Source organism: Streptomyces sp. NPDC059037, assembly GCF_042740015.1.
Lineage (GTDB): Bacteria > Actinomycetota > Actinomycetes > Streptomycetales > Streptomycetaceae > Streptomyces.
The window spans coordinates 1-12201 of sequence record NZ_JBHYIG010000288.1; the positions used below are offsets into that span (position 1 = coordinate 1).

Annotated in this window: 12 protein-coding genes; 8 read left to right on the forward strand and 4 right to left on the reverse strand. The window is 69.9% G+C overall.

From position 1 onward, the window contains the following. On the forward strand, positions 1-1810 hold a 1810-nt coding region (locus ACFWY6_RS37915), incomplete at its 5' end, for a putative bifunctional diguanylate cyclase/phosphodiesterase (RefSeq protein ID WP_384700348.1). A 3-nt stretch (positions 1811-1813) separates the two neighbouring features. Here ACFWY6_RS37915 and ACFWY6_RS37920 read toward each other — a convergent pair. From ACFWY6_RS37920 to ACFWY6_RS37930, 3 genes are all read right to left on the reverse strand, one after another. After that, entirely contained in the window at positions 1814-2911 is a 1098-nt protein-coding gene (locus tag ACFWY6_RS37920) for an LLM class flavin-dependent oxidoreductase (RefSeq protein ID WP_384700350.1), read from the reverse strand. A gap of 149 nt (positions 2912-3060) precedes the next feature. After that, complete coding sequence (locus ACFWY6_RS37925) at positions 3061-3798, reverse strand: decarboxylase (protein WP_384700351.1); 738 nt, start codon at positions 3796-3798, stop codon at positions 3061-3063. A gap of 12 nt (positions 3799-3810) precedes the next feature. Beyond that, positions 3811-4647, reverse strand: a complete 837-nt coding sequence (locus ACFWY6_RS37930) for a decarboxylase (RefSeq protein ID WP_360765991.1) — start codon at positions 4645-4647, stop codon at positions 3811-3813. Positions 4648-4945: 298 nt separating this feature from the next. On the opposite strand from ACFWY6_RS37930, the gene ACFWY6_RS37935 reads away from it, so the two are divergent. Both ACFWY6_RS37935 and ACFWY6_RS37940 read left to right on the forward strand, forming a co-directional pair. Then, positions 4946-5935: a D-2-hydroxyacid dehydrogenase gene (locus ACFWY6_RS37935; protein WP_384700354.1), complete on the forward strand. Its 990-nt coding sequence runs from the start codon at positions 4946-4948 to the stop codon at positions 5933-5935. A gap of 36 nt (positions 5936-5971) precedes the next feature. Then, positions 5972-7375 (forward strand): amidase, encoded by a 1404-nt coding sequence (locus ACFWY6_RS37940; protein WP_384700356.1) that lies wholly within the window; start codon positions 5972-5974, stop codon positions 7373-7375. 41 nt (positions 7376-7416) lie between these two features. Here ACFWY6_RS37940 and ACFWY6_RS37945 read toward each other — a convergent pair whose 3' ends face one another. After that, positions 7417-7917, reverse strand: a complete 501-nt coding sequence (locus ACFWY6_RS37945) for a DUF3830 family protein (protein WP_360766000.1) — start codon at positions 7915-7917, stop codon at positions 7417-7419. 97 nt (positions 7918-8014) lie between these two features. On the opposite strand from ACFWY6_RS37945, the gene ehuB reads away from it, so the two are divergent. The 5 genes from ehuB to ACFWY6_RS37970 all read left to right on the forward strand — a co-directional run bounded on the left by ehuB (position 8015) and on the right by ACFWY6_RS37970 (position 12065). Then, the gene (gene ehuB, locus ACFWY6_RS37950; protein WP_384700358.1) at positions 8015-8938 is read left to right on the forward strand and encodes an ectoine/hydroxyectoine ABC transporter substrate-binding protein EhuB; all 924 of its coding nucleotides are present in this window, start codon (positions 8015-8017) and stop codon (positions 8936-8938) included. After that, on the forward strand, positions 8935-9669 hold the full coding sequence (ehuC, locus tag ACFWY6_RS37955; RefSeq protein WP_384700360.1) for an ectoine/hydroxyectoine ABC transporter permease subunit EhuC: 735 nt from the start codon (positions 8935-8937) through the stop codon (positions 9667-9669). The genes ehuB and ehuC overlap by 4 nt, the downstream gene beginning before the upstream one ends. Further along, positions 9666-10313: an ectoine/hydroxyectoine ABC transporter permease subunit EhuD gene (gene ehuD, locus ACFWY6_RS37960; protein WP_384700362.1), complete on the forward strand. Its 648-nt coding sequence runs from the start codon at positions 9666-9668 to the stop codon at positions 10311-10313. Before ehuC ends, ehuD begins: the two co-directional genes overlap by 4 nt. A 34-nt stretch (positions 10314-10347) precedes the next feature. Then, positions 10348-11118 (forward strand): ectoine/hydroxyectoine ABC transporter ATP-binding protein EhuA, encoded by a 771-nt coding sequence (ehuA, locus tag ACFWY6_RS37965; protein WP_384700367.1) that lies wholly within the window; start codon positions 10348-10350, stop codon positions 11116-11118. 188 nt (positions 11119-11306) lie between these two features. Next, positions 11307-12065, forward strand: a complete 759-nt coding sequence (locus tag ACFWY6_RS37970) for an IclR family transcriptional regulator (RefSeq protein WP_384700365.1) — start codon at positions 11307-11309, stop codon at positions 12063-12065. Positions 12066-12201 lie beyond the last annotated feature (136 nt).

Below are 12201 nucleotides of genomic sequence, written 5' to 3' on the forward strand. Positions count from 1 at the left end.
CGAAGACACCCACCCCACAACAACCCCAACACCCACCTCCCGCACGACCCCCGCCCCGGCCGCCCCGCCCCCACTCAGTGGGGCGGCCCGCCGCGCGGCGCCCGACCACCGGGCCGCCTTCGCCGCCGCCCCGCTCGCCCTCGCCGTGGTCGACGCCGAAGGCCTCGTCATGGACGCCAACGACGCGCTCGCCGAGCTGCTCGGCGAGTCCCCCGACGAGCTGAGCGGCCGCCTCGCCGCCGATCTGGTGGATCTCGCGTCGGACGCCCGCACCTGGCACGCGTACCGCGAGGTGCTCCGCGGCCGCCAGGCGAAGCTGCGCTGCACCCGGCGCCTGAAGCACCCCGACGGGCACTCCCTGTGGGTGCAGCTCACCGTCTCCCCCATGCCCGGCGGCCGCACGGTGCTGCTCGCCGCCACGGACATCAGCGCGCGCCGCGAGCTCCAGGCCCGGCTCCGCCACCTCCAGATGCACGACCCGGTGACCCGGCTGCCCAACCGCAGCCTGTTCTTCGAGCGGCTCGCCGGGGCGCTCGAAGCGGGTGCGTACGACGACACGGGCACCGGACGGATCGGCCTGTGCTACCTCGATCTCGACGGGTTCAAGGCGGTCAACGACACCCTCGGCCACCGGGTCGGCGACCGGCTCCTCGCTGCGGTCGCCGAGCGGCTCACGCGGTGCGCCGACGACGCCGGGTACGGCAGGACCGCGGCGCCGCTGGTGGCGCGGCTCGGCGGCGACGAGTTCGCGCTGCTTGTGGAGGACTCCACGGGGACCGACCAGTTGGCGGATCTCGCCGACGCGGCGCTCAAGGCGCTGCAGGCCCCCTTCGACCTGTCGGGCCAGCGGCTGTCCGTGTCGGCGTCCATCGGTGTCGTGGAGCGGCGGGCCACCGGGACCACGGCCACCTGCCTGATGCAGGCCGCCGACACGACGCTGTACTGGGCGAAGGCCGACGGCAAGGCCCGCTGGACGCTCTTCGACCCCGAGCGCAACGCCCACCGCATGACCCGCCAGGCGCTTGCCAGTTCACTGCGTCCCGCCGTCGACCGGGGCGAGTTCGTGCTGGACTACCAGCCGCTGGTGGGCCTCGACGACGGCCGGCTGCACGGGGTGGAGGCGCTCGTGCGGTGGCAGCATCCGCAGTTCGGGCTGCTCACGCCGAATCGGTTCATCGGATTGGCGGAGGAAGACGGTTCGATCGTCCAACTGGGCCGCTGGGTGCTGCGTACGGCGTGCCGCCAGGCCCGGCAGTGGCAGCTGGACCACCCGGAACGGCCGCCGGTCTTCGTGAGCGTCAATGTCGCCGTGCGCCAGGTGTGGGACTCCGACCTGGTCGCCGACGTCGCGGAGATCCTCGCCGAGACGGGGCTCGCCCCCGAACTCGTACAACTGGAGCTCACCGAGTCCGCCGTGATGGGCTCGGCGGGGCGGCCGCTGCAGGCGCTGCAGTCGCTCAGCGACATGGGGGTGCGCATCGCCATCGACGACTTCGGCACCGGGTACTCGAACCTGGCGTATCTGAGCCGGCTCCCGGTGTCCGTCCTGAAGCTGGACGGATCTTTCGTACGGGGTTTCCAGTACGACGCGGAAGCGGGCGAGGCGCACATCAACCCCGCCGACGAGATCATCGTGGAGGCCCTGGTGCAGCTCGCGCACCGGCTCGGGCTCACGGTGACCGCGGAGTGCGTGGAGACCGCGTCCCAGGCCTCGCGGTTGCGGGGGATCGGGTGCGACACGGGTCAGGGGTGGCTGTACTCCCGGCCCGTGGCGCCGGATCGTATCTCCGCGTTGCTCGCCGGGACGTGACGGCTATCCCTTGGGCAGTCCGTACTCGTCCGCGATCAGTTCGTAGCTGCGCAGGCGCAGTTCGCCGCTGTGCGCGTTGGCCGTGATCATCAGCTCGTCGGCGCCGGTGCGCTTGGCGAGGTCGTCCAGGCCGGTGCGGACCTGGTCGGCGGTGCCGTGGATGACGTTGGAGTTCCAGCTCCTGACGAGCTCACGCTCCATCTCCGTGAACTCGTGCGTCTCGGCCTCCTCGGGAGTGGGGACGAGGCCGGGGCGGCCGGTGCGCAGCCGGACCATGTTCAGGGCGGCGGCCATGATCTGACGGCGGGCCTCCTGCTCATCGTCCGTGGCGAGGGCGGATACGCCGATGAGGGCGTACGGGGCGTCGAGGACCGCGGAGGGCTTGAACGACTCGCGGTAGAGGTCGAGCGCCGGGACCGTGTTCTGCGCGGAGAAGTGGTGCGCGAAGGCGAAGGGCAGGCCGAGCGCTCCGGCGAGGCGGGCGCTGAAGCCGGAGGAGCCGAGCAGCCAGATCGGCGGGCGGTTCGGGGACTGGACGCCGCCGGGCGAGGTGGCCTGAATGGGGCCGGGTACGGCGTGGATGCGGGCGTAGGGATGCCCGTCGGGGAAGTCGTCGTCGAGGAAGCGGGTGAGCTCGGCGAGCTGCTGGGGGAATTCGTCCGCGCCTTCGTTGAGGCGGTCCGTCCTGCGGAGCGCGGCCGCGGTGGCGCCGTCCGTGCCGGGGGCGCGGCCGAGGCCCAGGTCGACGCGGCCCGGGGCCATCGCCTCCAGGGTGCCGAACTGCTCCGCGATGACCAGAGGGGCGTGGTTGGGGAGCATGACGCCGCCGGAGCCCAGGCGGACGCGGGTCGTGTGGGCCGCCAGGTGGGCGAGGATCACCGCGGGCGACGAGGAGGCGACTCCCGGCATGGAGTGGTGCTCGGCCACCCAGTAGCGGTGGTAGCCGCGGGTCTCCGCGAGGCGGACGATGTCCACGCTGGTCCGCAGCGCCTGGGTGGCCGTGCGGCCTGCGCCCACGGTCACCAGGTCCAGGACGGACAGCGGGACGGGGGCGGTTCCCTGCCGGGTGCCTCGGATGTCGTCGGTCGGGTCCACTGTCACGGGGCCTGTCCTCCTGCTGGGGTGAGTTCTTGCTCCGCAGGGTGCGAACAGGAGGTTGGCTCCGGTTTATTCCTTCGGCTTTCCATGGGTGGGGGGTAAAGGCTTTCCCGCCCACCCACTCGATTGCCCGGCAGGGAGAGCAGGGAGAGCTAGCCCTTCACCTGGACCAGCGGCTCCTTCGTGAACAAGGCGCCCAGCGTCGGTGCGTTCACCCTGCGTGTCGCCAGGCGCAGGGCCTCCCAGACCGTTACCTGGTTGGCCGTCAGGACCGGCTTTCCCAGTTCCTTCTCCAGGGCGCGGACGTGCGCCGCCGTGTGCAGCGCCGTGTCCGGGAGCAGCACCGCCTCCGCATCGGGGTGGTCGCCCGCCAGGGCCATCGCCTTGACCTCCTCCCAGCCCCACGTGCCGACCTCCGCCGCCGTGATGATGCCGCTCCCCCGCGTCGAGACGACCTCGGTCCCCGCGGCGTTCAGGAACGCGGCGAAGTGCCCCGCCACGTCCTCCGGATACGTCGCCGCGATCGCGACCCGGGTCGCGCCCACCTCACGTACCGCATGGGCGAAGGCGAACGACGTGCTGGACGCCGGGAGACCCGCCGCCCGGGCGAGCGCGCGGACCTGGTCGTGCGCGCCCTCCCAGCCGAAGACGAAGCTCGCGCTGGTGCACGCCCACACCACCGCCTCCGCGCCGGACAGGCGCAGTTCCTCGACGCCCGCCGCGAGCCGCTTCGGCGAGCCCATCTCCAGGAGCGCGTCGACCCGGTGCGCGTCCTCTCCGATGTCCGTGTGGACGACCTGAAGACGGATGTCACTGCCCAGCATCTGCTCCATGCGGGGGTAGTCGTCCTCAGCCGAGTGACCCGGGTAGAGGAAACCAAGTGCGGTCACTTCCAGCCTCCTTCAAGGCAGCGGTGGTGGTCCTTCGGGCAGCCCCTGGGGCGGGTCGAGCGGCATGGCGTCCGGCACCGCGCCGGGACCGGGGACGGTGCCCGCGCCCGGCCTCGCGCTCGGGGTGATCAGCGCCTGGTAGGGCCCTACCGCATGCGTACCCAGCCGGCGGAGGGCGGACCACATCGTCACCTGGTTCGCGGAGATGACCGGAACCCGCAGCTCGGCCTCCAGCTGTGGGATGACGTCGTACGTGGGGAGGTTGGTGCAGCTGATGAACAGCGCGTCGACGCCGCCCTGCACCGCACGCCGCGCCATGTCGGCCACGTCCCGGTAGGGCACCTTCCAGATGTGCCTGGTCAGGCCCAGATAGGCGCGGCCGATGACGGTCACCCCGGCCTCGGCCAGATAGTCCTCGAGGGACTGGGTGACCGACCAGGTGTAGGGCGTGACGAGGGCGATGCGCCGCGCGCCCAGGTCGTCGAGCGCTTCGAGCAGCGCGCCCGACGTCGTGACGGAGGTGACCGCGCCTTCGCGGGTCATTGCCTCGCACATCGCCCGCTCACCGGCGATGCCGCCGACGAAACTGCCCGACGTACAGGCGTACGCCAGGACTTCCGGCTCGGCGGCGCTCAGCGCGCGGACCGCCTCGCCGAGCGTCTCGTGCTCGCTGACCAGGCGCGCCAGGTCGAGGCTGACCTCGACGGGCACATACGGAGTGCGTGTCAGATGGAGGGAGACCTCGTCGGGAACCCAGCGCCAGAGTTCCCGGTCGAGGGCGAAGTCGAAAGGGGCGACGACACCTACACCGCGCTGAGGGTGTGGTCCGCCGAGGAAGGAGACGTCCATGAGCAGGCCCCAAGTTCGTGCGTGCGTGCATTGGAGGGACCGGCCGGGGGCCGGGAGATGATGCGGAACCGGCGACGCGCCGGGACGTCGGGACGGGGCAAGATGCGCCAAGAAAGCGCTACAGAGAGTGCTGCGACCTCATACGGAGAGTACTCAGTTGTGGGGTGCTTGTGATAGAGCACCTCTGTTGACGAAGGTAGTTTCAGGTGCGAGCGTGGTCAATCCGCGCATCTCAGACGGCCCTGGCCGACACATATCTCAGGGAAGCGGACTCTCATTGCGAAACGGTTTCTCCCCGATGTCCGATTCGACGCCCGATGCGGCGGCTGATGCCGCGGCCGCCACGGTCCTCGTCCTCGACGCCCCCTCTCCCGCCCCGCCGCCCCGCCTCGGCAGCCTCACCGGGCGCGCCCGGATCCTGCACGCGGACGCGGACACCCTCGCGGAGCAACTTCCGCTCGCCGATGTGCTGCTGGTGTGGGACTTCCTCTCGGACGCGGTGCGCGATGCCTGGCCCGGCGAGGGCCCGAGACCCCGCTGGGTGCATACCGCGAGCGCGGGCGTGGACCGCCTCATGTGCCCCGAACTGGCCGCCTCCGACACCGTGGTCACCAACGCCAGGGGCGTCTTCGACCAGCCGATCGCCGAGTACGTGGCCGCGCTCGTCCTGGCGATGGCCAAGGACCTGCCGCACACCCTCCGGCTCCAGGGCGAGCGGACCTGGCGGCACCGCGAGTCCCAGCGGGTGGCCCGCACGCGCGCGTGCGTGGTGGGTTCGGGCCCGATCGGGCACGCGATCGTCCGTACGCTGAAGGCGCTGGGGATCATCACGGCGCTGGTGGGCCGCAAGGCGCAGCACGGCGTGCACGGCAGCGAGGAGCTCGACCGGCTCATGGCGCGCGCCGACTGGGTGATCTGCGCGGCGCCGCTGACGGACGCCACGCGCGGCATGTTCGACGGGCGGCGGTTCGGCATGATGCAGCCCTCCGCGCGCTTCATCAACATCGGGCGCGGCGCGCTCGTCGTCGAGGACGATCTCGCGGCGGCCCTGGCGAACCGGTGGATCGCGGGCGCGGCGCTCGACGTCTTCGAGCACGAGCCGCTGCCCGCGGACAGCCCGCTGTGGACGGCACCGGGGCTCATCGTGTCGCCGCACATGAGCGGGGACACGGTGGGGTGGCGCGATGAACTGGGCGCTCAGTTCGTCGAGTTGTACGAGGAGTGGGCGGCCGGGCGGCCCCTGTCGAACGTGGTCGACAAGAAACGTGGGTATGTACCCGGGCATTGATCCACGGCCCCATCCCCTCTGCACCGAGGAGCGTGCATGACCGAGCTCACGGATCTCTCCGCCGGACAACTCGTCGACGGCTACCGCAAGGGTGAATTCAGTCCGGTCGACGCGACACGGGCCGCGCTGCGCAGGGCCGAGGAGGTGCAGCCCGCCGTGAACGCGTTCGTGCGCATCGACGCCGACGAGGCGATCGCGGCGGCCGACGCGAGTGCGGAGCGGTGGCGGCGGGGCGAGCCGCGGGGTCTGGTCGACGGGGTTCCGGTCTCCGTCAAGGACATCCTGCTGCAGCGCGGAGGGCCCACGCTGCGCGGCTCCAAGACCGTGCGTACGGAAGGGAGTTGGGACGAGGACGCGCCTTCGGTGGCCCGGCTCCGGGAGCACGGCGCGGTGTTCATCGGCAAGACGACGACGCCCGAGTTCGGCTGGAAGGGCGTCACGGACAGCCCGCGGAGCGGGGTCACGCGCAATCCGTACGACCACACGCGCACCGCCGGCGGATCGAGCGGCGGCAGCGCGGCCGCAGTGGCCTACGGCGCCGCGCCGGTGTCCCTGGGCACGGACGGCGGCGGCTCGGTGCGGATCCCCGGCGCGTTCTGCGGGATCTTCGCGCTGAAGCCGACGTACGGAAGGGTGCCGCTGTATCCGGCTTCGGCGTTCGGCACCCTCGCGCACGTCGGGCCGATGACACGGGACGCGGCGGACGCGGCGCTCCTGATGGACGTGATCAGCGGCCCCGACTGGCGCGACTGGTCGCAGCTTGGCCCGGTCGCCGGCAGCTTCCGGGCGGGCATCGAAGGCGGCGTACGCGGTCTGCGCATCGCCTACTCGCCCTCGCTCGGCGGCCAGGTGGCGGTGCGGCCCGCGGTCGCGTCGGCGGTGCGGCGCGCGGTGGAGTCGCTTGCCGCGCAGGGTGCGTACGTCGAGGAGACCGACCCCGATTTCTCGGACCCGGTGGAGGCCTTCCACACCCTGTGGTTCAGCGGCGCGGCACGGGTGACGCAGCATCTGTCGCCCGCACAGCGGGAGTTGCTCGACCCGGGGCTGCGGGAGATCTGTGCGCGGGGCGCGCGGTACAGCGCGCTCGAATATCTCGCGGCGGTCGACGTACGGATGGAGCTCGGCCGCCGGATGGGCCGTTTCCACTCGACGTACGACCTGCTCGTCACTCCCACGCTGCCGATCACCGCCTTCGAGGCGGGGGCGGAGGTTCCGAAAGGTTCCGGCCATCGGCGGTGGACGGGGTGGACGCCGTTCACGTACCCCTTCAACATGACGCAGCAGCCGGCGGCGACGGTGCCCTGCGGGGTGGACGGGGAGGGTCTGCCGGTCGGGGTGCAGATCGTGGCGGCGCGGCATGCGGACGCGCTGGTCCTGCGGGCCGCGCATGCGCTGTACGAGGCGGGCAGCGCGGGAATCGCGCCGCCCGCGGTGAGCTGACCTTCGGGACCGGATTCAAGCCCGGCCCTTCGGACCCGGCTTCAGGCCCTGCGGAAGTTCAGCGTCTCCCCCTGCGCGCCCCCGCGCCACAGGTCGTTGCAGGCCTCGGCCATCTGGTCGAGGCCTTCGACGACCTGGCCCCAGACGATGCCGGGGACCCAGCCGACGTCGCCGTTGAGGAGCAGGTTGTTGCGCTCGTAGAAGAGGGCGAGGTCGACGACGGTCGCCCCTGCCTTGACGTCGGCAGCCGGTTCGTACCCATAGGCCTGGGTGCCCAGCTGCGTACCGTTGAAGGAGAAATAACAGAGGTCTCCGGGGATGGGCGTGACGGTCGGGTTCTCCAGGGGCGGCTCGCGGTCCGCGAAAGCCGGAAAGAGGGCGTAGATCTCATTGCGGGCATACTTCGCGTGATAGACGTCCTCGCCCAAAGGGAGTGCGTCCCACACCGCCGCGCAGGTGATCGGCGCCCGGTCGTCGAGCAGCTTGGCCGTGCACTGAACTCCCCGCTTGGCGAGGGAGACTTCGATGTATCGGTCTGCCATGTGTCCCATGCTCCTCCCTGGGTCAAGAGGACAACGATTGCATCAGGGGCTGAAATTGGCCCGCATATCTCGTGTCGAGTCGGGTAGCCGCGCGCCCATGGCTCCACCACATGAGAACGACGAGGGATTCACAGGCAGGCTCAGCCGCCGCTCCCTGCTCGCAGGGGCAGCGGCGGTCGGGGCGATCGGGGCTGCGGGGTGCACCAAGGTCCCGGAGGAAGGGAAGGTCGAGGGCGGGGATCTGCTCAGTCGGCTCCGTGATGCGGGGACCGTGAGGATCGGCGTGGCGGGAGAACTCCCGTTCGGCTATATCGACAAGCAGGGCGAGGTCACCGGTGAGGCGCCGGAGATCGCCAAGGTGATCTTCCCGCGGCTCGGCGTACCGAATGTCACGGCGGTGCCCACCGAATTCGGCGCACTGATCCCGGGGCTCACTCAGGCGCAGCAGTTCGATGTCGTGTCCGCGGGGATGTACATCAACCCCGGCCGCTGCGAGCGCGTGTTGTTCTCCGACCCCGACTACCTGATGCTCGATGCCTTCATCGTGAAGAAGGGCAATCCGCACGGGATCAAGCGGTACGAGGACGTCGTCAAGAAGAAGCTCAAGATGGCGAGCGGCACCGCGTACGCCGAGATCGACTACGCGAAGGACGCGGGAGTGAAGGACATCCTCATCCTCCCGGACCCGGTGGCCGGCCTCGACGCGGTCGTGCAGGGCCGGGTCGATGTCTTCGCGGGCACCGCCATCACCACCCGGGACGTGGTGAAGGGCAGCAACCGGGCCGAGGTAACCGAGGCCTTCCAGCCCGAGCTGGGCGGCAAGCCGGCCTACGGCGCGGGCGGATTCGCGTTCCGGCAGTCGGAGAAGAACCTGCGCGACGCCTTCAACAAAGAGCTGCACAAGATGAAGAAGAGCGGCGAACTGCTGCGGGTCGTCGGCAAGTTCGGCTTCACCAAGCAGGAGATGACCGACCTGACGCTCGAGGATCTGTGCCCACCGGTGAAGGGAACCTCCTCATGATGACGGCGGACTTCATCGAGAAGTGGTTCCTGCCCGGTCTCTGGATCACCGTGCAGATCACGGTCTACAGCGCGGCGCTGGCCTTCGTGATCGCCTTCCCCATCGGTGTGCTGCGTACGTCACGGCTGTGGATCGTACGTTTCCTGGCCGGGACCTACTTCGAGATCTTCCGCGGCACGTCGGCCCTGGTCTTCATGTTCTGGATGGCGTTCACGGTGCCGATGCTGTTCGGCTTCAGCTTCATGCCGATGGCCGCCGGGGTGCTGGCACTCGGCATGACGTACGGGGCGTACGGCTCGGAGATCGTGCGCGGCGCCCTTGCCGCCGTGCCGGTCGCACAGCGCGAGGCGGGGGTCGCGCTGAACTTCACCCAGGCACAGCGCCTGCGGAAGATCGAGATCCCGCAGGCCTGGCCGGAGATGCTGCCCCCGTTCAACAACCTGCTGATCGAGCTGCTCAAGGGCACCTCCCTCGTCTCGCTCATCGCGGTGGCCGACATGACCTTCGCGGGCAACCTGTGGCGGCTCGTCACCGCCGAAAGCGCTCCCGTCTACACAGTGCTGCTGGTGGTCTACTTCGTCCTTGCCTTCCTCCTGACGCGCGGCATGCGGCTCCTTGAGCGGCACGCGAAGTCGAAGGTGGGCCAGGCACCCGAGAAGCTCGGCCTCTTCAGCGGGCTGCGCTCCAAGTCGTCGATCGACGCCGTGACCGGTACCGGGGGTGCCAAGTGAGCTGGGACTGGTCCAACGTCGAAGACTTCATGCCGCAGTTCTGGGACGGGGTGCTCGTCACCCTCCAGGCAGTGGCCTGGGGCACCCTGATCGCGTTCTCGCTCGGCCTGCTCTGGGCGGTCGCGCAGCGTTCCGACCATAAGTGGGTCCGCTGGCCCGTGACGGCTGTCACCGAGTTCATCCGGAACACCCCGCTGCTGGTGCAGCTGTTCTTCCTGTTCACCGTGGTTCCCGAGTTCGGCCCCACGATGTCCCCGCTCACCACGGGCATCGTCGGCCTGGGCCTGCACTACTCGACGTACACCGCCGAGGTCTACCGGGCGGGCATCGAGGGCGTCCCCGTCGGCCAGTGGGAGGCGGCCACCGCGCTCAGCCTGCCCAAACGCCGCACCTGGACTGCGATCATCCTGCCGCAGGCCATCCGCCGCGTGATCCCCGCCCTTGGCAACTACGTGGTGTCCATGCTCAAGGACTCCCCGCAGATCGCCGCCATCGGCGCCCTGGACATGCTGGGCGAGGCCAAGGGATTCACCCAGGCGACCTTCACCTACGAGGCGATCACCATCGTAGGTATCGCCTTCATCGTCATTGCCTACCCGGCTTCCGTCCTTCTCCGAGTCTTGGAGCGTCGCCTTGTCCGCTGACAGCAGCACCTCGAACGAAACGGCCAACCCGACGGTGGACGGCAGCGAGCTGATCCGCTTCGACAAGGTCACCAAGCGCTTCGGCAGCCATGTCGTCCTCGACGAGCTCGACTTCTCCGTCGACTCGGGCAAACACGTCACGCTGATCGGACCATCCGGATCCGGCAAGACGACGATCCTGCGGCTCCTGATGACCCTGATGAAGCCCGAGGAGGGCACGATCAAGGTCGGCGGCGAATACCTCACGCACGAGAACAAGAACGGCAAGCTCGTGCCGGCGAGCGAGAAGTACATCCGCGAGGTCCGCAAGAACATCGGGATGGTCTTCCAGCAGTTCAACCTCTTTCCGAACATGAAGGTCCTGCGGAACATCACCGAGGCGCCGGTCCAGGTGCTCGGCCTGTCCAAGGACGAGGCCGAAGAGCGCGCCCGCGAGCTGCTCGACCTGGTCGGACTGACCGAGCACATCGACAAGTACCCGTCCCAGCTCTCCGGCGGCCAGCAGCAGCGCGTAGCCATCGCGCGCGCCCTCGCGATGCGCCCGCAGGTGCTGCTCCTGGACGAGGTCACGTCCGCGCTCGACCCGGAGCTGGTGGCCGGTGTCCTCGACGTTCTCAGGGACATCGCGCACACCACGGACATCACGATGCTCTGCGTGACCCACGAGATGAATTTCGCCCGTGACATTTCGGACCAGGTCCTGATGTTCGACTCGGGCCGCGTCATCGAATCCGGGACACCGGAGAAGATCTTCACCGAGCCGGAGCACGAGCGGACCCGGGAGTTCCTGAGCGCAGTCCTGTGACTCCCCGCCGTAATCGCCCAGGCTATGGCCTTGGGTGGTGACTCTGGCATATGCCAGGGTGGCGCGTTCCTGCTGAGAGGGCCGGAGCGCGCCACCAATCTTCCCAACAGCCGCTCCTTATCGGCCTCTTGGCGGTTATCGTGGGACGGAGCCCAGCTGTCCGGAACCGTTCCACGCAGGGGGAAGCCGTGGCGCTGAAGCATGAGCCGACCACGCCGCAGCGCTCGGTGCAGAGCGCACTCCGAGTGCTTGAGATCGTCGCCCGGCGGGGAGCCGGAGTGACCGACACCGAACTCGCCCGCCAGACCGGCCTTCCCGCGCCGCAGCTGACCACCCTGCTGCGGATGCTGCGCCGCGAGGGTTACGTCGAGCAGATCGCCGACGGTGCGTACGTCACCGGAGAATCACTCAACCGCCTCGGCTCGGCCCACCGCCGCGACCAGGCACTGCGCCAGAAGCTCAAGGAGACCCTGGACGGGCTCCGCGACACGATCGGCGCCGCCGTCTACATCAGCCGGTACGAGGACGGCGAAATCAAGATCACCGACTTCGCGGACGGCCCCGGCACGCCCAAGGTCAACGAGTGGGTGGACTTCCGGTCCTCCGCGCACGCCAGCGCGGTCGGCAAGAGCCTGCTGACCCAGCTCGACCTGAACGGCCGGCGCGATCACCTCTCCCGCCACAAGATGGCCCGCCTCACCTCGCGGACGATCACGAACGAGCGGGTCCTGCTCAACCACCTCGCCGCCCAGCCCGCCACGGTCCCCGTCCTGGACCTCCAGGAGTACGCGGTCGGCACGGTCTGCGCCGCCGTCCCCATCACCGCGGGCTCCGCGGTCGGCTGCCTCGCCCTCTCCCTGCCGGTGGAGCACGCGCACCGGCTGCGGGAGGCCGCGGACACGCTGAATCGCGGGGCGGCACCGGTGCTGCTCTCCCTTGCGATCTAGGGGCGGCGCCGGGGCCGCCGCCGGGGACCGTCCGGCGCGGTCCGGAGCACCCTCCGGGACCAGGTATTATTTTTGAGTCAGCAGGCGCCGCTAGCGCCGTGGGTGAGAGCTGCTGCGTTCGCTAGTCAACAACACC